Genomic DNA, 22,298 nt, shown 5'->3' on the forward strand with positions numbered 1-22,298 from the left:
CGAGGGGATTTATCCCCGCTGGGTTGCGAAGCAGCCCCAAACAGGCAGATGCAGTCAGCCTGATACACCGGGGTGGTAAGTTTTAGGGTTGCTGCGCAACCCAGCGGGGATAAATCCCCTCGCCACAAGGTGTTCACAGCCAAATGTTTCGATGGCCCCATACTTACTCATCTCCGACATCCCTCTAGGAGCAAATCCTACAGAGGGATTACAATCGCCACCCCGCCTGAACGGCTGACCCACCCCGCCCATGTCAACCTGCTCTGTACACCCGCTGCCTTACCGCGCCAACCCCGCCGAGTATTTCGCGGTGATCCGCCATGCCCCGGGCAGTGTGCTGCTCGACAGCGGCCGGCCGAGTGCCGAACGCGGACGCTATGATTTGCTCAGTGCCTGGCCGCTGGAGCATCTGGCGGTACTGTCAGACGAGACCGGTGCCGATTTCCTGCAACGCTTGCGTATTCATCTGACGCAACTGGGGAGTGCTGTACTGCCGGCCTCGGTGCAATTGCCTTTCGCTGGCGGCCTGATCGGCTACCTGAGCTACGACTTCGGCCGACATCTCGAAACCCTGCCGTCCCACGCCAAAGACGATCTGCACCTGCCCGACGCGCGGTTCGGTGTGTACGACTGGGCGCTGGTCACCGACCATCAGGCCGGGACCAGCCAGTTGGTGTTTCACCCTCACTGCGCCGACAGCGAACGCCAGCGCCTGATTGCGCTCTTCAGCCAGCCAACCTCAGCGCCTGTGACCGCCTTCAGCCTTGAAGCGCCCATGACGCCCGACCTCAATAGCGATGCCTATCGCCAGGCCTTCGAACGGATCCAGGCGTATATCCAGGCCGGCGACTGCTACCAGGTCAACTTTGCCCAGCGCTTCCGCGCCCCGTGCCAAGGCGATGCCTGGGCTGCCTACCAGGCACTGCGGACGGCTTGCCCGACGCCGTTTTCCGGTTTCCAGAGCTTGCCAGACGGCGGCGCGGTGCTGAGCCTGTCACCCGAGCGTTTCGTCAAAGTCAGCGAAGGTCATGTGGAGACCCGCCCGATCAAGGGCACCCGTCCACGCGGCGCAACCCCTGACGAAGACGCCGCACACGCCGCCGAGTTGCTGGCCAGCCCCAAGGACCGGGCGGAAAACCTGATGATTGTCGATCTGCTGCGCAACGACCTGGGCCGTACCTGCCGTATCGGCTCGGTGCGCGTGCCGGAGTTGTTCAGCCTGGAAAGCTACCCCAACGTCCACCATCTGGTCAGCAGCGTGACCGGCGAGCTGGCCGACGCCAAGGACGCCCTGGACTTGATCGCAGGCAGCTTTCCCGGCGGCTCGATCACCGGCGCACCGAAAATCCGCGCCATGCAGATCATCGACGAACTCGAACCGACCCGGCGCGGGCTGTATTGCGGCTCGTTGCTGTACCTGGACGTACGCGGAGAGATGGACAGTTCCATCGCCATCCGCAGCTTGCTGGTCAAGGATGGACAGGTGTGTTGCTGGGGCGGCGGCGGGATTGTCGCGGATTCGGATTGGCAGGCGGAGTATCAGGAGTCGATTACCAAGGTGCGGGTGTTGCTCGAAACTTTGCAGAACCTCTAAAAGCATCGAGGGCAAGCCCCTGACCAGGCCCAGAACCCTGTGGGAGCGAGCCTGCTCGCGATAGCGGTGTGCCAGTTGGCTCAAATGCTGCTGACCAACGCTATCGCGAGCAGGCTCGCTCCCACAGGGGGATTGGGTTTACAAGCTTAGATTTCGATTCGAAGCCTTGATGAACTCCTGCTTCAACTCAGCAAAACTGTGCACTGCCGGGAACTGCGGGAACTCTTGAATCACATTATCCGGCGCATGGAACAGAATCCCGGCATCGGCTTCACCCAGCATCGTGGTGTCATTGTAGGAATCCCCCGCCGCAATCACCCGGTAGTACAGGCTCTTGAAGGCCAATACCGACTGGCGCTTGGGATCTTTCTGACGCAGCTGGTATCCGGTTACCCGTCCGCTGTCATCGGTAATCAGACGATGGCAGAGCAACGTCGGGAAACCCAGTTGGCGCATCAGGGGTTGGGAGAATTCGTAGAAGGTGTCGGAAAGAATCACCACCTGGAAGCGCTCGCGCAGCCAGTCGACGAACTCGATGGCGCCGTCCAGCGGCTTGAGGGTGGCGATGACTTCCTGAATATCGGAGAGCTTGAGGCCATGCTCATCAAGGATGCGCAACCGTTGCTTCATCAACACGTCGTAGTCGGGAATGTCCCGCGTGGTCGCCCTGAGGGATTCAATACCGGTTTTTTCAGCGAAGGCGATCCAGATTTCCGGGACCAGCACACCTTCCAGGTCGAGACAGGCAATTTCCACAAGACACTCCCATTTTTTTGATGTTTATCGGTTGAGCGAACAAAAGGACTGCCGACTCTAGCCATTCGCCGATGCCTGCGCAACGCACAGGAGCGCGCCAGCCCCGACAGCTTTTGTTACCATCAGCCCCATATAGAGCGCCCAGCGCCACCGACCTGTAGGAAGCCGCCCTGATGAGCCCATCGTTTGACGTCGTGGAACTCGCCACGACCTATGCCAACAAGTCCCCACAGGACATCCTCAAACTGGCCTTCGCCGAATTCGGCGATGACCTGTGGATATCTTTCAGCGGCGCCGAAGACGTGGTGCTGGTGGACATGGCCTGGAAGCTGAACAAGAACGTCAAGGTGTTCAGCCTTGACACCGGTCGCCTGCACCCGGAAACCTATCGGTTCATCGAACAGGTGCGCGAACACTACAAGATCGATATCGAACTGATCTCGCCGGACCCTGCGAAACTCGAGCCTTTCGTGAAGGAAAAAGGCCTGTTCAGCTTCTACAAGGACGGTCACGGTGAGTGCTGCGGCATTCGCAAGATCGAACCGCTGCGGCGCAAGCTGTCCGATGTCCGCGCCTGGGCCACCGGCCAGCGTCGCGATCAGAGCCCCGGCACCCGCAGCCAGGTGGCCGCACTGGAAATCGACACGGCATTTTCCACTCCGGAACGCACCCTGTACAAATTCAACCCACTGTCGCAGATGACCAGCGAAGAAGTCTGGGGCTACATCCGCATGTTGGAACTGCCCTACAACAGCCTGCATGAACGCGGCTTCATCAGCATCGGCTGCGAACCCTGCACCCGCCCGGTGCTGCCGAACCAGCACGAACGCGAAGGCCGCTGGTGGTGGGAAGAAGCCACGCAGAAAGAATGCGGGCTGCACGCCGGCAATATCATCAGCAAATCCAAGGCCTGAAAAAAACCACAGCGCCTATAAAAACCATGCGGACCGCAAGAACCTGCCATTTTGTCCATTCCTATGGATAACATCTGCCGTTGATTGTAAAAACGGCCCGCCAGACCGGGCCGCCTGTTTGCGCTTATGGAAGAGGACAGCTCATGCGAATTCTTGTGGTCAACGTCAACACCACCGAATCGATCACCCGGGCCATCGCCCAACAAGCCCAGGCCGTGGCCGCGCCGGGCACCGAGATCGTCGGGCTCACGCCGTACTTCGGCGCCGACTCCATCGAAGGCAATTTCGAAAGCTACCTGGCCGCCATCGCGGTGATGGATCGGGTGATGGCCTACGATCAGCCGTTTGATGCGGTGATCCAAGCCGGTTACGGCGAACATGGGCGCGAAGGCTTGCAGGAACTGCTCAATGTACCGGTGGTGGACATCACCGACGCGGGCGCCAGCACCGCGATGTTCCTGGGCCACGCCTATTCGGTGGTCACCACCCTGGACCGCACCGTGCCGCTGATCGAGGACCGCCTAAAGCTCTCCGGCCTGTTCGATCGCTGCGCCTCGATACGCGCCAGTGGCCTGGCAGTGCTGGAGCTTGAGCAAGATCCGCAACGGGCGGTGGAAGCCATCGTGCAGCAGGCAGAACTGGCAGTCAGTCAGGACAAAGCCGAAGTAATCTGCCTGGGTTGCGGTGGCATGGCCGGGCTCGATGAGCAGATCCGCCAGCGCACCGGGGTGCCGGTGGTCGATGGCGTGACGGCGGCGGTGACCATTGCCGAAGCCCTGGTGCGGTTGGGCTTGTCCACCTCGAAAGTGCGCACCTATGCCACGCCTCGGCCCAAGACCATTATTGGCTGGCCGGGGCGGTTTGGGCGGTGAATTCACAGCTCTGAATCACATCGCCCCCATCGCGAGCAGGCTCGCTCCCGCAGGGATTTTGGGTGGTCGCAACATGTGCGGTCGCCACAAAACCAATGTGGGAGCGAGCCTGCTCGCGATGGGGGGGGCGGCGCCTGATCCAGGCCATAAAAAAACGCCGTTCATGGGTAATACCATGAACGGCGTTCTGTTGTGCCGCGATGTGTCGTCAGGCCCACTCCAGCTCTGGCAAACCGCACAGGCCTGGCTGGAAGATCTTCAGGGAACGAATGATCGCGTCGGCATGGGCGTATTTTTCGTCGGCCATGGCCGAATCCGGAATGGCAATGGCAGTCATTCCCGCCGCTTTCGCCGCGGTCACCCCGAACGGTGAATCTTCGAATACCAGGCAATCGCGGGGTGCAACGCCCAGGCGTCGGGCGGCAGTGAGGAAGATATCCGGTGCCGGCTTCGCCGCGCCCACCTCTGGGTCATCCGCTGTGACGATGAAATCGAACAACGCGAACCAGTCCCGGTGCAGCGTGGTTTTCAGTGCAAACGACTGGCTCGACGAACTGGTGCCCACCGCAATCGGAACGTCATGGGCCTTCAAATGCCGCACCAGTTCTTCAGCACCGGGCATCGCCAGGGCGTGCGGAAAGCGTTCGCGCATCAAGGGCTCGCGGATCACCAGGAACTCTTCCGGGGTGATCGGCAACTCCAGCGCCTGAACGACATAGCGGGCCAGATCCCCGGCCCCACGTCCGATGATGTTCTGCTTGACGCTCCAATCAAACGTGCGCCCGTAACGCTCGGCGATGATGGAGGTCACCTCGGTGTAAATACCCTCGGTGTCCAGCAACAGCCCATCCATGTCGAATATCACAGCTTTGATCGGGCCAAACTCTTGCAGCGGTGCTTTCATCGCATCTGATCCGTTATCACAAGGTTCCAGAGATGGCTCAGGTTTGGCCAGGGCAAGTGTTCACCTTAAAGGATTCAGCAGGATAACGAGAGTGGCTTGGCACAGGCAACGGGAAATCTGTGTGGGCGACTGTTGCAACGAGGGCACTTGCCCCCTCGCCGCAACAAGGATCAGGTTCGGATGATGAGCAATGCGTTATTGGCTGGAACCACTCGAACCGCCGTCATCGGAGCTACCACCGCTGTCGCTGGTTCCGGCCCCGGTTCCACTGCTGGAGGCATCGCCCCCCATGGAACTGCCGCCGCTCATTGAGCCGCTGCCCGTACCGGGACTGGTGCTGCTACCACTGGCGTCGCTGCCATTACCGCCCTCCACGGAACCCGGCGGCAACGCGCCTCCCGTGCCAGACGGGGTTCCGGCTTCCATCTCGGTGGAAGGTGGCATCCCGCCCTTGTCTACGGGGGGATTGCCGCCCGAAGACTCGGCGAAAACCGCCATGGAACTGACCGACAGAATCCCGGCCAGGGTCAGCGCGGTCACATTTGATTTCATCATGGTGAGTCTCCCTTTTAAGGTTACCTACCTGAAGTGTGGCAATCGTGACTGGCCGATGGTGCCGATAAATCGACGGGCGGAGCCGGTAATCAGCTCGGTTCGCCGGAGGCGTCGTTACCGGCAATGTCCGGATCGTCCGGGCTCGCCTCGATATCCACATCCTCACTCGGCACCTGCTCTACCCCGGCGTCGTCGTCAGGCGGACGCTGGTCCCGGCTCAGCGAGTCGGTTGGCGAGGGCAGAGGGTATTCCGGGGTTTCATCGTCGTCAGGGACAGGCGAATCGGCAGTCATGGCAACCTCCTGATGACGGGACAACACGTCATGCAGTTTTGAGAACACGGGCGGTCAGCTTGAGCGACTTCAATCGTAGGACTCGTCCTCGATCTCAGCGTCTTCCACCTCTTCACCCTCGATCAAGGGCACCTGGGCGTCGTCCATCAGTGAGCCGGGGTCTTCATTGCCCGGATCATTGACGAAAGGAACGCCCGACGGGCCTTTTTCTTCCGTACCTTCGGTTTCCGGCGTCATGACGCACCTCGCAATTGCTGATGGATGTATGAATTCGAGGTGCGCAGAGGGGAAACGTTCCGGGTAAATAACCCGGTAAAGAAAACGCCGGACAGCCCTGTGGCCAGACAACCCTGTGAGCAGATAAGCCGCAAACCCATGGCGAACAAAAAACCCGGCTCAAGGCCGGGTCTTTCTCATCCAAACATGCGCTTAGCGATGTTTGTTCTTATGTTTGTGCTTGTGCTTCTTACCACCCGAATGACCATCGTTGTCATTGGACAGGTTGCTACCCAATGCACCACCCGCCGCGCCACCAATGCCTGCGCCGATGGTGGAGCCCGTCGAGCCGCCCAGGCTATTGCCGACAATCGAACCGCCGGCCGACCCCAACCCACCGCCAATGGCCGCTTCCGTACGGCTGCCCTTACGCGCCCCCACCGCACTGCCGGCTGCACCACCGACACCGGCGCCAATGGCCGCGCCTGTGCTGCCGCCCATCTGTTGGCCGACTACGTTACCCAACGCACCGCCCAGACCACCGCCAACCGCAGCAGTACCGTCACCGGCAGCCATCGCGCCTTGAGCAACCACAAGCCCAAGCACCAAGGTGGATAAAGTCAAACGCATGATAGAAACCTCAAGAATGCCGCATCGGGGAAAGATGGCCGGTACGCGCGGGCGTCAGTCTACGCCAGATAGCGTCGGGCCATGTCACTTGGACAACAAACGGAGGGGTAGTTTTATGACAGGCAAAAAAAAGCCCGCTGGGGAAACGGGCAGGTACTGCGGTTACTGCTTTCTAACGGATGAGCCAAGATTACGCGCCCGCTTGTGAAAGAAACGTGAAAGAAACCGTCGTGAAAAAAAAGATGAAGAATATTTATGCCAGAGGCTGGAATGGTGTCGTGGCGGGGAGCTTGCTCCCTCGCCACGATGACAGGACTGAATTGTAGAGTTGCAACGTTACTTCCTGACCGGGACCCTGGGCAGGAACTTGGCCTTTTCCCCTCGCGGCACTTTGGACACCTTGGTCCTGATGGATTTGATCGGCTCGTCGCCAAAGTCCGCCCTATAGGCCGATTGCCCACACTGCAAACCTTCATTGATCGGATATGCGGCTCCGTTATCCTCGCTGTACGGTGCTCCCATCGCCTTTCCCCTTTTCGTCGAGGCCCACACCGGCAACAACCCGTTGCCTGAAAAATATAGGCCTTCACGACTTTCAGACTAGTCGGTCATCAAAGGACTGATTATTCAGGCAAGCGTCTGGCCGACGAATGGAGCTGCGTGACTTGCCCACGGACCGCTTTATTCAATCCGCCCCGCCATCGCGCGGCTCAAGATCCGGGAAACCTGATCGGCCGAATAGGGCTTGGATAGAAACTCGAAATCTTCATGGCCACGGTGGGCCAGCTCCTCGCTATAACCCGACGTCAGGACCACCGGCAGATCCGGGCGGCGCCGGCGCAGTGCCTTGGCCAGGGCAATGCCGCTGATGCCGGGCATGACGACGTCGGAAAATACCGCGTCGAACGCCATCGCATCCGGGCCAACCATATCCAGAGCCTCCTCGGCGTTGGTCGCCCAGGCCGTTTCGTAGCCCAGATCCTGCAGGATCTGATTGGCAAAACGCCCGACCTCCAGGTTGTCCTCCACGATCAACACCCGACGCTTGCCCTTTTCCAGCAGCAGGGGCGTGGTTTCCTCCCGGTTGGGCTCATCAATCTCTTCGGGCTCGACTTCCGGCAGGTACAAGGTAAACACCGTCCCCTCCCCGACCACGGTCGAAACATCCACGTTGCCGCCAGACTGTTTGGCAAAACCGAACACCTGGGACAACCCCAGCCCGGTGCCCTTGCCCACTTCCTTAGTGGTAAAGAACGGCTCGAAAATATGCTCCAGGACTTCTGCCGCAATGCCGGTGCCGGTGTCCGCCAGGGCAATGGCGGCAAAAGACTGCCCGGCTCCCGCGTGACCTCGGATCGGCGGCATGCCAGCACCGCCAATGAGCCGCAGCGACAACGTGCCTTGCCCATCCATGGCATCCCTGGCATTGAGGGCCATGTTGATCAGCGCCGTTTCAAACTGGCTCAAGTCAGCGCGGATGTAACAAGGCCGGTCGCTCAGCTCGACCTTGACCTGAATCCGCGCCCCCGTGACGGTCTGCAGCATGTCGCCGAGGCTTTGCACCTGCTTGCCCACATCGATGACTTGCGGTTTCAACGGCTGACGCCGGGCGAAGGCGAGCAACTGGCTGGTCAGCTTGGCGGCACGCTCCACCGTCTCGGAAACCGCCGTCATGTAGCGGTTGCGCCGCTCATCGGAGAGGTTAGGCATGCGCAGAAAGTCGACGGAGGAACGAATGATCGTCAGCAGGTTGTTGAAGTCGTGGGCCACGCCGCCGGTGAGCTGGCCGATGGCTTCCAATTTCTGCGACTGGCGCAGGGCCGCTTCGGTCTGTTTCAGGCGCGTGGTGCGTTCCTCGACCCGCTCCTCCAGTGTCGCGTTCAGTTCCGCCAGGGCCGCGAGCCCCTCACGCACGGCGGCGTCCGCGCGGGTCCGCTCGATGTGAGCCCAGGATCGTTCGGTCACTTCCATCAGCAGCGCCAGATCGTTGCTGGACCAGACCCGCGGCGTTTTGTCGTGGATGGCCATCAATGCGGTCAAACGTCCGTTCTTGATCAGCGGCACGCAAATGGTCGCGGCGATACCGATCGCCTGGAACGTCGCCGCTTCCTCGGGCGCCAGCTCCTTGAGGTTATCGTTGACCACCAGGGGTTTGCCAGCCCGCAGGTTGGCAACCGCCAGCCGACCGAAATCCGCCAGTCGGTAATGCCCGACAATACTGGGTGACCCCGCCCGAGCCCAATCACCGCGAATGGTGAAGCCATCCTCGTCCTCATCCATATCCGCATAGGCGCAATTGGACAGGTTCAGGTGCGCCGCCAGAATCCGCGTGGTGGTGGCCATGATGGCCTGTGGGTCGGTGGCATTCGCCACGGCATTGCCAATGGCATCCAGCACCGCCAGGCGCTGGGTCATGAACACCGTGGAAGTGGTCTCGGTGACGGTGTCCAGCATGCCCACGACCTTGCCGAACTGATCACGGATGGGGCTGTAGCAGAACGTGAAATACGCCTGTTCCAGGCCGCCGCCACGCTCGATGATCAGGGGGAAATTCTCGATATAAGTCGCCTGCCCCTCGAAGGCCGCCCGCACAATCGGGCCGATGTCGCTCCAGACTTCCTTCCACACCTCATCGAACCGCCGACCCAGCGCTTGGGGTTTATTGCCGAGGATGGGCACGAAGGCATCGTTGTACAACGTGATCAGGTCCGGCCCCCACACGATGGCCTGGGGAAAATGCGAGGCGAGGCTCAACGCTACGGTGGTCTTCAGCACATCGGGCCACTGTTTCGGCGGCCCGAGCGGGCTGGCGTCCCAATCGTGGCCGCGCACCCGTTCAGCCATCTCTCCATAGCTTTGCAGCCAGTCTGTCATTGCGATCGATCCTTCTCAGCCGCCAATACAATCAGGGGGAAGCGGTTGTGACCCCAAGCCGGGCCGTATTATCCCGCGCCGGAGGGGAATGCGCGATTGGATTGTGGGACGTGTAGGGCTGTAAATGGGGGTGGAATGGCGGAATTGGCTGATTGAGCTACGGAAATATCCCACATGTCATTGGGAAACCTCCGCGCTATCAATCCCTTGCGTATTTTTTGTGGTGGCGCCTATAGTCTGAGCGTCGCCCAAAATGGCGATGGGGTTAGGCACAGCTTTACTGCATTCCGCTGCGTGACCGTTGCGACGTGATGGATGTGATTGCAAGGCGGTTGGATGCGGCGCCAGCGGGTACCCTTCTATAAAACGCCAGACACTACAAAGCCCCTGATTCATCACGAATCAGGGGCTTTCATTTACAACCTGTCAACAGATGCGCTGGTTTAGCTCCGGTGGACTCGCCTGACCGAGGCTGCCCGCCCCATCGGCGGGCAGCCTGCAGGTTTCAGGACTTCGTCAGCGGATCGCTGATACCCAGCAGATAGAAGCCGATCATGCCGATGATACCGGCCAGGACGATGTAGTACAGCGTCGGCAGCATGGTCTTGCGCAGGGTGATGCCTTCGCGACCCAGCAGGCCGACTGTCGCCGACGCCGCCACCACGTTGTGGATGGCGATCATGTTACCGGCCGCCGCGCCTACCGATTGCAACGCCACCATCAGCGCGCCAGAGATGCCCAACAGTTGCGCGGTATTGAACTGGAACTGCGCCAGCATCAGGTTGGACACGGTGTTGGAGCCGGCGATGAATGCGCCCAGTGCGCCCACCGCCGGGGCGAAGAACGGGTACACGCTGCCGACACTGTCTGCGACCAGACGCGCCATTGCCACCGGCATCGACACCAGGTCCGATCCATTCACCCCTGAGTTGATCAGGATACGCACCATCGGGATGGTGAAGATCAACACGAAACCGGCGCCCAGCAAGGTTTTGCTCGATTCGCTCACGGCCGCTACCAATTCGCTGGCGCGCATGCGGTGCAAGAAGAATGTCATCAGCGCCACCACGCAGAGCAAACCACCTGGCAGGTAGAGCAATTCCAGGCTGGCGGACACGCCCGTCTCACCCAGAATGTCTTTGGCCCCGAAGCTCAGGGACAGCAGCCAGGCCTTGAGCGGTGGAATGTTGCGCGACAGCACCAACAACACGGCCAGCAGCACATAGGGTGCCCAGGCCATGGGGACGGAAATCGCTTTTTTGCCGGCCATGTCGTCGAGCTTCATCTCGATCCTGCCCATCCACTCCGCTGGCCACTCGCTGGCCGGGGCAAAATCCCAGGTGGTCTTGGGCAACAGGAAGCGCGCTTTGGCAGCCGGGATCACAATGCTCAGGCCCACCAGGGCACCAATCATCGAAGGGAATTCCGGACCGAGGAACACCCCAGCGGCGGCGTAAGGGATGACGAAGGCGAGGCCAGTGAAGATCGCAAACGGCGCCATGACCAGGCCTTCGCGCCAGGATTGGTTCTTGCCGAAGAAGCGGGTCATGATGCTGATCATGATCAGCGGCATGAGAATCCCGCAAAGGGCATGGATGATCGCCACCCGCGAGACGATCAAATGGAAGAACACGTCCCAGTTGCTGCCCACAGCAGCCAGTTGCGCGCCAAGACCGGTCTGGTCAAGGCCGCCTGTGACCCCGACCACCATGGGCGTGCCGACGGCACCAAAAGACACCGGCGTGGACTGCACCAGCATGCCGAGTACCACCGCGGCCATGGCCGGGAAGCCCAGCGCGACCATCAACGGCGCGACTACCGCCGCAGGTGTGCCAAAGCCCGAAGCGCCCTCGATGAAGCAGCCGAACAGCCAGGCCACGATCAGCGCCTGGACCCGACGGTCCGGGCTGATATTGGCAAAGCCACGGCGAATGGAGCTGATGCCGCCGGAATGCTTGAGGGTGTTGAGCAACAGAATGGCACCGAAAACAATCCACAGAATCGCCGCCGTCAGGACGAGGCCCTGCAGCGAGGACGCCAGGACCCGATTCAACGTCATGTCCCAGGCCCCGAGGCCGATCAGCGCCGTCAGTACGAAGACCACGGGCATGGCGTATTTGGCTGGCCAGCGAAAGCCGATCAGTAACACGCCCGCCAGTACCAGCGGCACGAAGGCCAGGATGGACAGCAGTGTTTGACTCATGGTTTTGGTTCCTTTTTATTGTTGTGAACCACAGTTTGCCGGGGGTATCCGGCGCCACGCATCCAGAGCACAGGTGCTCCGCGAACCGCGTCGACAGGGGATCACCCATCGCCGCGCTCATGCTCAAGGGCCCCGGCAGCCATGGGCTGTCGGGGCCTGTTGTATTACGCCCCCGCTAAAGCAGGGGCTTTCGGGGTTGCGGTCACGATGTACACCGCAGCACCCTCGACGATTGAAGAGCGTGCCTCCCTCAGGCCTGTTGCTTGAACCGCAGTCGCCAGGCGTGCAGCAGCGGTTCGGTGTAGCCACTGGGTTGCTCGCGGCCCTTGAACACCAGGTCGCAGGCGGCCTGGAACGCCATCGAGGCGGCATAGTCATCGGCCATCGGGCGATACAGCGGATCGCCAGCGTTCTGCTGATCGACCACCTTGGCCATGCGCTCAAGGCTTGCGCGCACCTGAGCTTGGCTAACGACGTTGTGGTGCAGCCAGTTAGCAATGTGTTGGCTGGAAATACGCAGGGTGGCGCGGTCCTCCATCAGGCCGACGTTGTGGATATCCGGCACTTTGGAGCAACCCACGCCCTGCTCGACCCAGCGCACCACATAACCGAGGATGCCCTGGCAGTTGTTGTCCAGCTCTTGCTGGATCTGGCTGGCGTTCCAGTCAGGCTCGGCCACCACCGGCACGCTGAGCAGGCCATTGAGCAGGTCGTCGCGCTGACTGTTGAGGTCGATGGCTTCCAGCTCGCGCTGCACCGCCTGCACATCCACTTGGTGGTAGTGCAAGGCATGCAAGGTGGCGGCGGTCGGCGACGGGACCCAGGCCGTATTGGCGCCGGCCTGGGGATGGGCGATCTTCTGCTCGAGCATGGCGGCCATCAGATCCGGCATGGCCCACATCCCCTTGCCAATCTGCGCCCGACCACGCAGACCGCAGCTCAAGCCAACCAGCACGTTGTTGCGCTCGTAGGCCTGGATCCAGGCGCTGCTCTTCATGTCGCCCTTGCGCAGCATCGCGCCGGCCTCCATGGCGGTGTGCATCTCATCACCGGTGCGGTCGAGGAAGCCGGTGTTGATGAAGGCCACCCGCGCCGCCGCGCTGGCGATACACGCCTTGAGGTTGATACTGGTGCGGCGCTCTTCGTCCATGATCCCCATCTTCAGGGTGTGCCGGGGCAAGTGCAGCAGGTCTTCGATGCGCGTGAACAACTGATCGGCAAAGGCCACTTCAGCCGGGCCGTGCATCTTCGGCTTGACGATATAGATACTGCCTGTACGCGAGTTACCGTGGCGCTGGAGGTCATGCAGGGCGATCAAGCTGGTCATCACGCCGTCGAGGATGCCTTCGGGGATCTCGTGGCCTTCGCCGTCGAGGATCGCCGGGTTGCTCATCAGGTGCCCGACGTTGCGCACAAACAGCAACGAACGGCCGTGCAGCTTCAACGCACCGCCAGCGGCAGCGGTGTACTCGCGGTCCGGGTTGAGACGGCGCACGATAGACTTGCCGCCCTTTTCCAGCGCTTCGCTGAGGTCGCCTTTCATCAGGCCGAGCCAGTTGCGGTAGATCAGCACTTTATCGGCCGCATCGACCGCCGCGACGGAGTCTTCGCAGTCGAGAATGGTCGACAGCGCGGACTCCACCAGCAGATCCTTGACCCCTGCGCCATCGCTGGCGCCGATCGGGCTGCCGGCATCGATCTGGATTTCCACGTGCAGGCCGTTGTTTTTCAGCAGCACCGCTGTCGGCGCGCTGGCCTGGCCCTGATAACCGACGAACTTGTCGGCCTGGGCCAAACCGGTCTGGGTGCCGTCAGCCAGGGTCACCTGCAGTTGCCCCTCACTGACTCGGTAATTGACCGAGTAGGCATGCGAGCCCATGCGTAAAGGCGCGGCCTGATCGAGAAACGCGCGGGCGAAGGCGATGACTTTGTCACCACGCACCTGGTTGTAGCCCGGGCCCTTTTGAGCACCACCGTCTTCAGCGATGGCATCGGTGCCGTACAACGCATCGTACAAAGAACCCCAGCGCGCATTGGCGGCGTTCAACGCGTAGCGGGCATTCATCATCGGCACCACCAGCTGTGGACCGGCCTGGTGGGTGATCTCGCTGTCAACGTTGGCGGTGCTGACCCGCACCGTGTCAGGCTGCGGCAACAGGTAGCCGATGGACTCGAGAAAATCGCGATACGCCGGCATGTCGCTGATCGGGCCTGGGTGCGCGCGGTGCCAGCTGTCCAGCTTCGCCTGCAGCGCATCGCGCTCGGCCAGCAGCGCACGATTGTGCGGCGCCAGGTCATGCACCAGGACGTCGAAGCCGGCCCAGAACGCCTCGCGTTCAATCCCGGTGCCGGGCAGCACTTGCTCGTCGACGAAACGTTGCAGGTTGACGGCCACTTGCAGGCGCTGGCAGTTCACGCGATCAGTCATTTTCACTCTCCAAAAAAACAGTAGGTGGCCGACGTCAGGTGTCAGCGCGGCTCACTGAACAGGCGCCTAGCCCTTGTAATCAGCCCAATGCGGCGATACCGGCTTTGGCCACTTGGGCGTCCTGATCGGCCTTGACCCCGGAAACGCCCACCGCGCCAATCACCTGGCCGTCGACAATCACCGGCACACCACCTTCCAGCGAAGTCAGCAGCGGCGCGGACAGGAACGCGCTACGCCCGCCATTGACCATGTCTTCATAACCTTTGGTTTCACGACGCCCGATGGCGGCGCTGCGGGCCTTCTCGGCGGCGATGTAGGCGGCGATCGGTGAGCAGCCATCCAGGCGCTCCAGGGCCAGCGGATGCCCGCCGTCGTCGACCACGCTGATGCTCACGGCCCAGTGGTTTTTCTCCGCTTCACTGCGGGCAGCGGCGAGGATTTTGCTGACTTCGGTCTGGCTCAATACGGCTTTGCTAAGCATGCTGTTCTCCGGTTAATTCAGGGCTTCTTCGACCAGTTCGATCCAATGCCGCACAGGGGTGCGACCGGCGCCGTCGAGGTGGGTCTGGCAGCCGATGTTGGCGGTGACAATCGCCTGCGGCTTACCGCTTTCCAGGGCATTGAGTTTGTTGTCGCGCAACTGCCTGGACAGCTGCGGCTGGGTTAACGAATAGGTCCCGGCGGAGCCGCAACACAGGTGACTGTCGGGCACAGCCGTCAAACCGAACCCGAGGCGAGCGAGCACGCTTTCCACGGCGCCCCCCAGCTTCTGCGCATGCTGCAGAGTGCAGGGGCAATGGAAAGCCACGCGCTTGTCGGCATGCACACCCAGTTGCTCCAGAGGTTCGACGCTGAGCACTTCAACCAGGTCTTTGGCCAGCGTACTGACGCGCCTGGCTTTCTCGGCGTAGGCCGGGTCCTGCGCCAACAGATGGCCGTAATCCTTGACGAAGGCGCCGCAGCCGCTGGCGGTCTGCACAATGGCCTCGGCACCCTGCTCGATGGCGGGCCACCAGGCATCGATGTTGCGCCGCGCACGCTGCAAGCCTTGCTCTTGGGCGTCGAGATGGTAGTCCACTGCGCCGCAGCAACCGGCTTCATTGATCGGCGTGACGCTGATGCCGAGGCGATCGAGCACCCGCGCCGTGGCGGCATTGGTGTTAGGTGCCAGGCCAGGCTGCACACAGCCCTCAAGCATCAGCACACGGCGTGCATGGCGTGGCTCGGGGCGGGGTTTGGCGGCACTGGCAGTACGCGGCAATTTGGCCTTGAGGCTGGCCGGCAACAGCGGACGGAAAACCTGGCCAACCTCAATCAGCCCTTTGAACAGCCGCGCATGAGGCACCACGGCACGCAGGCTTTGACGCAATACGCGCTGAGCCAGCGGGCGCGGAACGGCGGCATCGACTACCGCGCGGCCGATATCCAGCAGATTGTGGTACTGCACGCCCGACGGGCAGGTGGTCTCACAGTTGCGACAGCTCAGACAGCGATCCAGGTGCAGTTGGGTCTTGGCCGTGACTTCGTTGCCTTCCAGCACTTGCTTGATCAGGTAAATGCGCCCGCGCGGGCCGTCCAGCTCATCACCGATAAGCTGGTAGGTCGGGCAGGTGGCGTTGCAAAAGCCGCAATGCACACAGCTGCGCAGGACGCGTTCGGCTTCCTCGGCGCGCGGCAGGTGCTTGGCCTGTTCACTCAGATGGGTCTGCACAACTACACCTCGCGATACATTCGGCCAGGGTTGAAAATGCCCTGGGGGTCAAGCTGGGTTTTGAGCTGTTGGTGGTAGCGCAGCAACGGGGTGGCCAGCGGATGGAATGGACTGTCGCAGTGGCCGGCGGTGAAACAGGTGGCGTGGCCACCGGCTTGGGCGGCGATCTGGCGGATCAGCGCGACATCGGCATCGGACTTGAGCCAGCGTTGGGCGCCTCCCCAGTCGATCAGTTGCTCACCGGGCAGCGCCAACACGTCGGTGTTGGTCGGCACCGACAATCGCCAGAGCGGGCGCGGGTCTGCGAAGAAATCCAGGCGTTGCTCGCGCAGGTCAACCCAGTACGAGCTCTCAAGCAGCTCACCGCCGAGACGCTCGCGGGCCGCTGCGACCGAGCCTTCACCACCTTCCAGGCGCAGGTGCAAAGCCTGACCATCATGGCTGGCGGCGCTCAGCGAAATGGGTTGCTGACCCCACTCGGCCAGTTTGCGCAAAGCCAGCGCGGCATCCATCTCCAGCCGCAGACTCAGGCACTGACGCGGCTTGGGCAGCACTTTGAGCGACACCTCGGTAATCACCCCCAGGCAGCCAAAGCTACCGGCCAGCAGCCGCGACAGGTCGTAGCCGGCGACGTTCTTCATCACCTCACCGCCAAAGCGCAGGTGTTTGCCCGTTCCGGTGATCAAGCGGGTGCCCAAAACCAGGTCACGAACCGCGCCGGACCAGGGCCGGCGCGGGCCCGACAGACCTGCCGCAACCATCCCGCCGAGGGTCGCGGCGCCACCAAATTGCGCAGGCTCGCAGGTGAGCATCTGTCCGGCCGCGTCCAGCGCCGCCTCCAGCTCAACCAGCGGCGTGCCGGCGCGGGCGGTGATCACCAACTCGGTCGGGTCGTAGCTGACGATGCCGCGGTGGGCACGGGTATCGAGCACTTCGCCTTCGGCCTTGCGACCGAGAAACGCCTTGCTGTTACCCCCCTGAATGCGCAACGCCGTAGCACTGTTGAGGGCGTGATTGACTTGTTCCAGCAACGCCTCGCTGGCGTCGCAGTCGTGCTGCATCACCATCAGAAGCGCTCCAGTTCAGGAAAGGGCAGTTGGCCGTGGTGCACGTGCATGGCGCCGAATTCGGCGCAGCGGTGCAGGGTCGGAATGTTCTTGCCGGGGTTGAGCAGGCCGCGCGGGTCGAAGGCTGCTTTCACCGCGTGAAACAGGGTCAGTTCGTCACTGTTGAACTGAACGCACATCTGATTGATCTTCTCGCGCCCCACACCATGTTCGCCGGTAATGCTGCCGCCCACCTTGACGCAGAGTTCGAGAATCTTGCCGCCCAGGGACTCTGCCCGCTCCAGCTCGCTGGGTTGGTTGGCATCAAACAGAATCAAGGGGTGCATATTGCCGTCACCGGCATGGAACACGTTGGCCACACGCAGGCCGAACGCCTCGGACAGCTCACTGATGCCCTTGAGCACCCCGGGCAGTTCGCGACGTGGAATGGTGCCGTCCATGCAGTAATAGTCCGGCGAGATACGCCCGACGGCCGGGAAGGCATTCTTGCGCCCGGCCCAAAACTTGACCCGTTCAACCTCATCGCGGGCCATGCGCACTTCGGTGGCGCCGGCCTCGCCCAGCACCGAGCGGACACGCTCGCAGTCGTCGTGCACGTCGGCCTCCACACCGTCCAGTTCGCACAGCAGGATGGCCTCGGCGTCCACCGGATAACCGGCGTGAATAAAGTCCTCGGCGGCGCGAATGGCCAGGTTGTCCATCATCTCCAGGCCGCCGGGGATGATGCCGGCCGCAATGATTTCACCCACCGCGCGCCCGGCTTTCTCCACCGAATCAAAGCTGGCCAGCAACACCTTGGCCACCTGCGGCTTGGGCAGCAGCTTGACCGTGACTTCAGTGATGATCCCCAGCATGCCTTCGGAGCCGGTGAACAAGGCGAGCAGGTCGAAGCCGGGCGAATCCAGGGCCTCGCTGCCCAAGGTCATGCGCTCGCCTTCAACCGTGAGGATTTCCACCTTGAGCAGGTTGTGCACGGTCAGGCCATATTTGAGGCAGTGCACGCCTCCGGCGTTCTCGGCGACGTTACCGCCAATCGAACAGGCGATCTGCGAGGATGGGTCCGGTGCGTAATACAGGTCGTAAGGGGCGGCCGCCTGGGAGATGGCCAGGTTACGAACGCCCGGCTGAACGCGAGCGAAGCGCCCTTCTGGATTGACTTCAAGGATGTGCTTGAAGCGCGCCATCACCAGCAAAATCCCCTGGACCAATGGCAGCGCACCACCGGACAAGCCCGTCCCTGCCCCGCGTGCCACCACAGGCACACCGCGTTGGTAACAGAGTTTGAGCAGGCGTTCGACTTGTTCGATGCGCTCAGGCAATACCACCAGCATCGGCGTGGTGGTGTAGGCAGAGAGCCCGTCGCACTCGTAGGGTTTGAGGTCTTCCTGGGTGTGCAGCACTTCCAGATCAGGAAGCTGCTGGCGCAGTTCCGCCAGCAGCGCTGATTTGTCCACTTCAGGCAGCGCCCCATCAACGCGCTCGTCGTACAAAATACTCATGGCAGGCTTTCTCGCTTTATTGTTCTTCTGTGCCGCGCCGGTAGCGAGCCGGGCTGCTTGTTATGCGCTATATGTAGAGCCTTGCAGGGTGGTCGTCTATCACCGGATGAACTGGTATGACCAGTTTATTCAAGCCCGCCTCTAACCCGTCTTTGCCAAGGGCCTTACTTATAAAGGGGTTAGTGGCTATATTGGACGCAGCGTAAATGACCATATAAAACTGGTACTACCAGTTAGCCGAGGCCCCTGACATGCTCGAAGAAACATCCGCCGTTCGCCGCCAGGTCAGTGATGTGGTCGCCGAGCGGATCGAACGATTGATCGTCGATGGCGTGCTCAAGGTGGGCCAGGCGCTGCCCTCGGAGCGCCGCCTGTGCGAGAAACTGGGAATATCCCGCTCGGCCCTGCGTGAAGGGCTGAAAGTGCTACGCGGGCGCGGCATTATCGAGACCGCCCAAGGCCGTGACTCACGGGTGGCCACGCTGAACGGGAACCGCGATGCCAGCCCACTGATGCACCTGTTCAATTCGCAGCCGCGCACCCTGTTTGATCTTCTGGAAGTGCGCGCACTGCTGGAAGCCGAATCAGCACGCCTGGCCGCCTTGCGCGGCACCGATGCAGACTTTGTCCTGCTCACCCGGCGCTACGAAGAAATGCTCGCCGCCCACAGCCAACCCGTACCTGCCGAGCCGCGCGAACATGCCCGCCTCGACCACGCCTTCCACCTGGCGATCTGCGAGGCCTCGCACAACCCGGTGTTGCTGCACACCCTGCAGTCGTTGACCGATTTGATGCTCAGTACGGTGTTCGCCTCGGTCAACAACCTCTACCATCGCCCGATGCAAAAACGCCAGATCGACCGCCAGCACACCCGGCTCTATCACGCCGTCATCGAGCGCCTGCCAGAACAAGCTCAGCGCGCTGCGCGCGAACACATCCACAGCATCCGCGACAACCTCAAGGAAATCGAACAGGAAGAGCAACGCCTGGTACGTGCAACCATGCGGCTTGAGGGTTGGGGGTAGGTTTCTGGGTAGCAGGGCCGGCTGGGAAGCGCAAAATCAATGCTTGGTTTCACACCCAAACTTTTACCATCATCCAAGACTTTGCAAACCGAGTAGAGAAGTATGAATCGTCGTAAAAAAATAAATCAGTTACTGAAAGCTCACGCAAAAAAGGCGAGTGCCAAACTGGCCCCGCCGAAGAAATCCAAATACATCAGCAAGGCTGACCGATTGAAGCTGGCTGCCGAACCCGCTCCGGATTCAGTCATAACCCCTGAGAGCTGAGTCTTCGATCTTAAGCGCCAGTCGCATCAGCAATGGCGGTGAAAGTGGGGCTGCTGCGCAGCCCAGCGGGAGCAAGCTCCCTCGCCACAGTGGTTCAGGCAGGTCTTGAGTGAATTGCACCTCGATCGCTCCCACGCTCCTGCGTGGGAATGTCGCCAGGGACGCTCCGCGTTCCACTTCTGGAAGATGACGCAGAGCGTCACGGGATGCATTCCCACGCAGAGCGTGGGAACGATCAACTTCCCAGACCTACCAAAACGAACTCTTCAGATAAAAGTCAGCGCAAGGTTAAACAGCATGGCCGCGACGAAGCCGATGGGCGCGGCACGCAGCAGCAATTGGGGAAACAGCCGGGTTCGGCTCTGCTCATCGGCGCAGGAGCTCAGGATCAGGCTGCCGCCGGAGGAGAACGGCGAGATAGAGGTGGCTTGGGCGCCAACCACGATGCTGATGAACAGCACCATGGGGTCGATCGACATGGCGGCGGCCAGCGGCGGCACCATGGGGAACAGCGCGGGTGTAACCACTCCCAAGGTGCTGGCGAAAATCGACATCAGCGCAGCGACGACACCGAACACCAGGGCTACCAGCACCGGTGGGATATTGCCGCCAATCCACGATGCCAAAGCGTCGATAGCGCCGGCCTTGATCGCCACCGAAATCAGCATGCCCACACCACAAATCATGATCAGTGTGCCCCAAGGCAGCGAGGCGATGGCTTTGCGCTCGTCGCCCAGCTTGAGCACCAGCGCAATCACCGAGAACACGCTGGCGATCAGGCCAATGTCCACCTTCGAGTTGACGAACGTCACCGTAGCATTGTCCGGGAACAGGATGTGCGCGATAGGACCGGCCAACACAATCAGCATCATCAGCAAGGTCAGCCACAAGGTGATTTTCTGCTCACGGTTGAGCGGGCTCGGCGTCTCGATCGCGACCGCCGCGCTCTTCAGCGCACGGCCGTGGCCGGCGAAGAATACGAACGCAGTGATGACCACCAGCGGAATGACCATGGTGCTGGCAAAGATGGCCAGGCCATTGATGAAGGCTTCACTTTCAGGGACACCCAGGCCGGTCATCAGGCCTCGGAAAATGATACCGCTCTGGCTGGACACGAAGTTGGCACCGCCCAGGGCCCCGTAGTTCACCGCCATGCCACCGAGTATCAGGCTCATGCCCGTGCGCTGGCACAGCAGCAGCGTCAGCGGGGCCATGAAAGCGAGCACCGTGTAGTAACCCGCGCCGAGCCCGGCAATCAGGCAAGCGGTCAGGAACACCGCATAAGGCAGCAGGTGCGGCACGTTACGACAGAGATAGAGCAGGTGTTCGGCCAGTTTCTCCAGCGTGCCGTTGACGATGGCGAAGCTGTAGAACAGGCAGACCGAGAAGATGATGAAGAAAATCTTCAGCGGCCACATGGCGATGATTTCGGAAGGACTCAAGCCCATGCCGAAACAGCCCAGTAGATAGGCAAAGGCGATGGCGAACAGGCCGATGTTGATTTTGGTGGTGTATCCCAGCGCGACAGCAAGAACGATCGCGGCGACGACGTACAGGCTCATCATGATGTGTGTTCCGTATTATTTTGTTATGGGGAGTTCAACGCGTCGACGCAGCAAAGCCGAACAGGGTTGTGGGGTTATCCACCAACACCTGCCGGCGCTCCACCGGGTCGGGAAACAAGGCATGCACAAAGGCCAATTGCGCGTCATAGCCGGTGCGCGACTCGAACTGGGTATGGGGCCAATCGCTGCCCCAGACAAAACGATCGATACCGCCACATGCCTGGCGCAATTGCGCCAACACGCAAGCCGCGCGGGGCAGGTCTGACTGACTGCGATAGGCGGCAGACAACTTAACCCACAGCCGGTCCTCGCCGAGCAAGGCCAGGAAGCCCTGATGGGCGAGGTTACTCGGGTCGATACCGTTGGACGGAAGACCGAAGTGATCCACGACCACCGTGACGCCGCTCGCCAGAACGAACGGTACAACCAGGACCAAGGCGTCGAAGCCGCACTGGATTTCAACCTGCCAGCCAAGTCGGGCCAGTCGCTGGTAAAACGTCTGCCAGCGTGCATCGATGTAGTCCTGCGGCGCCTTGCCGATCAGATTCAAGCGAATGCCTACCACGCCAGCCTTGGCCAAAGCTTGGAGCTGTGCATCCTCGATGTCCGGTTCGACCACCGCGATGCCTCGCAAACGTTGCGGATAACGTTGCAGGGCCTCGACCATGAAACGGTTGTCGGTTCCCAGGAAGCTCGGCTGGATGAGCACGCCCTGGGCAAGGCTGCAGCGATCCAGATGCCCCAGATAGTGCTCGGCCAAGGCGTCGTAATCAGGGCTGTAGCGACGATCACTCGCCATGGGCAAGTCATGTCGGAATATGTGGGCGTGAGTATCTATGCCTTCGAACGACAGGGACATCAGGAAGCTGCCTTTGTTGATTTTTTGTGGGAGCCCGCCAGGCATGTAAGGTGATTACAGACCTGAAAT

At 61.3% G+C, this 22,298-nt stretch carries 20 protein-coding genes; 5 read left to right on the forward strand and 15 right to left on the reverse strand.

Annotated features, from left to right (window positions below):
• Window positions 1-250: 250 nt before the first annotated feature.
• Window positions 251-1,594, forward strand: coding sequence for an aminodeoxychorismate synthase component I (gene pabB, locus PSH91_RS18460; protein ID WP_305466431.1), 1,344 nt, complete (start codon window positions 251-253; stop codon window positions 1,592-1,594).
• A 138-nt stretch (window positions 1,595-1,732) separates the two neighbouring features.
• Here the strand turns inward: pabB and thrH are convergent, their stop codons facing one another.
• Window positions 1,733-2,350: a bifunctional phosphoserine phosphatase/homoserine phosphotransferase ThrH gene (gene thrH, locus PSH91_RS18465; protein WP_047228272.1), complete on the reverse strand. Its 618-nt coding sequence runs from the start codon at window positions 2,348-2,350 to the stop codon at window positions 1,733-1,735.
• 173 nt (window positions 2,351-2,523) lie between these two features.
• Between thrH and PSH91_RS18470 the strand changes: the two genes are divergently transcribed.
• Together PSH91_RS18470 and PSH91_RS18475 are read left to right on the forward strand one after the other, a co-directional pair.
• Window positions 2,524-3,264, forward strand: coding sequence for a phosphoadenylyl-sulfate reductase (locus tag PSH91_RS18470; RefSeq protein ID WP_047228271.1), 741 nt, complete (start codon window positions 2,524-2,526; stop codon window positions 3,262-3,264).
• A gap of 143 nt (window positions 3,265-3,407) precedes the next feature.
• Window positions 3,408-4,136, forward strand: coding sequence for an aspartate/glutamate racemase family protein (locus tag PSH91_RS18475; protein WP_305466434.1), 729 nt, complete (start codon window positions 3,408-3,410; stop codon window positions 4,134-4,136).
• 208 nt (window positions 4,137-4,344) lie between these two features.
• On the opposite strand, the gene PSH91_RS18480 is transcribed toward PSH91_RS18475, so the two are convergent.
• The 12 genes from PSH91_RS18480 to glcD form a co-directional block, all read right to left on the reverse strand.
• Window positions 4,345-5,040: an HAD-IA family hydrolase gene (locus tag PSH91_RS18480; RefSeq protein ID WP_305466436.1), complete on the reverse strand. Its 696-nt coding sequence runs from the start codon at window positions 5,038-5,040 to the stop codon at window positions 4,345-4,347.
• A gap of 195 nt (window positions 5,041-5,235) precedes the next feature.
• Entirely contained in the window at window positions 5,236-5,595 is a 360-nt protein-coding gene (locus PSH91_RS18485) for a hypothetical protein (RefSeq protein WP_305466437.1), read from the reverse strand.
• 89 nt (window positions 5,596-5,684) lie between these two features.
• Window positions 5,685-5,888 carry a hypothetical protein gene (locus PSH91_RS18490; RefSeq protein WP_305466439.1) on the reverse strand — a complete coding sequence of 68 codons (204 nt, stop codon included), beginning with the start codon at window positions 5,886-5,888 and terminating at the stop codon, window positions 5,685-5,687.
• Window positions 5,889-5,957: 69 nt separating this feature from the next.
• Window positions 5,958-6,125 carry a hypothetical protein gene (locus PSH91_RS18495; RefSeq protein ID WP_171061338.1) on the reverse strand — a complete coding sequence of 56 codons (168 nt, stop codon included), beginning with the start codon at window positions 6,123-6,125 and terminating at the stop codon, window positions 5,958-5,960.
• 192 nt (window positions 6,126-6,317) lie between these two features.
• On the reverse strand, window positions 6,318-6,734 hold the full coding sequence (locus PSH91_RS18500; RefSeq protein WP_047228264.1) for a glycine zipper domain-containing protein: 417 nt from the start codon (window positions 6,732-6,734) through the stop codon (window positions 6,318-6,320).
• Window positions 6,735-7,415: 681 nt separating this feature from the next.
• Window positions 7,416-9,608, reverse strand: a complete 2,193-nt coding sequence (locus PSH91_RS18505) for a response regulator (protein ID WP_305466441.1) — start codon at window positions 9,606-9,608, stop codon at window positions 7,416-7,418.
• 505 nt (window positions 9,609-10,113) lie between these two features.
• Entirely contained in the window at window positions 10,114-11,811 is a 1,698-nt protein-coding gene (locus tag PSH91_RS18510; RefSeq protein WP_047228255.1) for an L-lactate permease, read from the reverse strand.
• 250 nt (window positions 11,812-12,061) lie between these two features.
• Window positions 12,062-14,239: a malate synthase G gene (locus PSH91_RS18515; protein ID WP_305466443.1), complete on the reverse strand. Its 2,178-nt coding sequence runs from the start codon at window positions 14,237-14,239 to the stop codon at window positions 12,062-12,064.
• Window positions 14,240-14,318: 79 nt separating this feature from the next.
• The gene (locus PSH91_RS18520) at window positions 14,319-14,720 is read right to left on the reverse strand and encodes a heme-binding protein (RefSeq protein WP_047228253.1); all 402 of its coding nucleotides are present in this window, start codon (window positions 14,718-14,720) and stop codon (window positions 14,319-14,321) included.
• Between the two features lie 12 nt (window positions 14,721-14,732).
• Window positions 14,733-15,950, reverse strand: coding sequence for a glycolate oxidase subunit GlcF (glcF, locus tag PSH91_RS18525; RefSeq protein WP_047228252.1), 1,218 nt, complete (start codon window positions 15,948-15,950; stop codon window positions 14,733-14,735).
• 2 nt (window positions 15,951-15,952) lie between these two features.
• A complete protein-coding gene (gene glcE / locus PSH91_RS18530; protein ID WP_171061339.1) occupies window positions 15,953-17,011 on the reverse strand; it encodes a glycolate oxidase subunit GlcE in 1,059 nt (352 codons plus the stop codon).
• Between the two features lie 5 nt (window positions 17,012-17,016).
• Complete coding sequence (gene glcD, locus PSH91_RS18535) at window positions 17,017-18,516, reverse strand: glycolate oxidase subunit GlcD (RefSeq protein ID WP_305466447.1); 1,500 nt, start codon at window positions 18,514-18,516, stop codon at window positions 17,017-17,019.
• A 251-nt stretch (window positions 18,517-18,767) separates the two neighbouring features.
• Here glcD and glcC point away from each other — a divergent pair, with 251 nt between their 5' ends.
• Together glcC and PSH91_RS18545 are read left to right on the forward strand one after the other, a co-directional pair.
• Window positions 18,768-19,541, forward strand: a complete 774-nt coding sequence (gene glcC, locus PSH91_RS18540; protein ID WP_047228250.1) for a transcriptional regulator GlcC — start codon at window positions 18,768-18,770, stop codon at window positions 19,539-19,541.
• A 102-nt stretch (window positions 19,542-19,643) separates the two neighbouring features.
• A complete protein-coding gene (locus PSH91_RS18545) occupies window positions 19,644-19,805 on the forward strand; it encodes a DUF2986 domain-containing protein (protein ID WP_139049487.1) in 162 nt (53 codons plus the stop codon).
• A 266-nt stretch (window positions 19,806-20,071) separates the two neighbouring features.
• Here the strand turns inward: PSH91_RS18545 and PSH91_RS18550 are convergent, their stop codons facing one another.
• Window positions 20,072-21,370, reverse strand: coding sequence for an SLC13 family permease (locus tag PSH91_RS18550; protein ID WP_047228249.1), 1,299 nt, complete (start codon window positions 21,368-21,370; stop codon window positions 20,072-20,074).
• Window positions 21,371-21,404: 34 nt separating this feature from the next.
• Window positions 21,405-22,229, reverse strand: coding sequence for an amidohydrolase (locus PSH91_RS18555; RefSeq protein ID WP_076386584.1), 825 nt, complete (start codon window positions 22,227-22,229; stop codon window positions 21,405-21,407).
• Window positions 22,230-22,298: the final 69 nt, after the last annotated feature.

It is taken from the genome of Pseudomonas sp. FP1154, assembly GCF_030687245.1.
Classification (GTDB): Bacteria; Pseudomonadota; Gammaproteobacteria; order Pseudomonadales; family Pseudomonadaceae; genus Aquipseudomonas; species Aquipseudomonas rhizophila.

Excerpts from the sequence above, each read along its gene's own strand:
- pabB (WP_305466431.1), top strand. The coding sequence starts at position 251 with ATGTCAACCTGCTCTGTACACCCGCTGCCTTACCGCGCCAACCCCGCC.
- PSH91_RS18470 (WP_047228271.1), top strand. The coding sequence starts at position 2,524 with ATGAGCCCATCGTTTGACGTCGTGGAACTCGCCACGACCTATGCCAAC.
- PSH91_RS18475 (WP_305466434.1), top strand. The coding sequence starts at position 3,408 with ATGCGAATTCTTGTGGTCAACGTCAACACCACCGAATCGATCACCCGG.
- PSH91_RS18480 (WP_305466436.1), bottom strand. The coding sequence starts at position 5,040 with ATGAAAGCACCGCTGCAAGAGTTTGGCCCGATCAAAGCTGTGATATTC.
- PSH91_RS18485 (WP_305466437.1), bottom strand. The coding sequence starts at position 5,595 with ATGATGAAATCAAATGTGACCGCGCTGACCCTGGCCGGGATTCTGTCG.
- PSH91_RS18490 (WP_305466439.1), bottom strand. The coding sequence starts at position 5,888 with ATGACTGCCGATTCGCCTGTCCCTGACGACGATGAAACCCCGGAATAC.
- PSH91_RS18495 (WP_171061338.1), bottom strand. The coding sequence starts at position 6,125 with ATGACGCCGGAAACCGAAGGTACGGAAGAAAAAGGCCCGTCGGGCGTT.
- PSH91_RS18500 (WP_047228264.1), bottom strand. The coding sequence starts at position 6,734 with ATGCGTTTGACTTTATCCACCTTGGTGCTTGGGCTTGTGGTTGCTCAA.
- PSH91_RS18505 (WP_305466441.1), bottom strand. The coding sequence starts at position 9,608 with ATGACAGACTGGCTGCAAAGCTATGGAGAGATGGCTGAACGGGTGCGC.
- PSH91_RS18510 (WP_047228255.1), bottom strand. The coding sequence starts at position 11,811 with ATGAGTCAAACACTGCTGTCCATCCTGGCCTTCGTGCCGCTGGTACTG.
- PSH91_RS18515 (WP_305466443.1), bottom strand. The coding sequence starts at position 14,239 with ATGACTGATCGCGTGAACTGCCAGCGCCTGCAAGTGGCCGTCAACCTG.
- PSH91_RS18520 (WP_047228253.1), bottom strand. The coding sequence starts at position 14,720 with ATGCTTAGCAAAGCCGTATTGAGCCAGACCGAAGTCAGCAAAATCCTC.
- glcE (WP_171061339.1), bottom strand. The coding sequence starts at position 17,011 with ATGCAGCACGACTGCGACGCCAGCGAGGCGTTGCTGGAACAAGTCAAT.
- glcD (WP_305466447.1), bottom strand. The coding sequence starts at position 18,516 with ATGAGTATTTTGTACGACGAGCGCGTTGATGGGGCGCTGCCTGAAGTG.
- glcC (WP_047228250.1), top strand. The coding sequence starts at position 18,768 with ATGCTCGAAGAAACATCCGCCGTTCGCCGCCAGGTCAGTGATGTGGTC.
- PSH91_RS18545 (WP_139049487.1), top strand. The coding sequence starts at position 19,644 with ATGAATCGTCGTAAAAAAATAAATCAGTTACTGAAAGCTCACGCAAAA.
- PSH91_RS18550 (WP_047228249.1), bottom strand. The coding sequence starts at position 21,370 with ATGATGAGCCTGTACGTCGTCGCCGCGATCGTTCTTGCTGTCGCGCTG.
- PSH91_RS18555 (WP_076386584.1), bottom strand. The coding sequence starts at position 22,229 with ATGTCCCTGTCGTTCGAAGGCATAGATACTCACGCCCACATATTCCGA.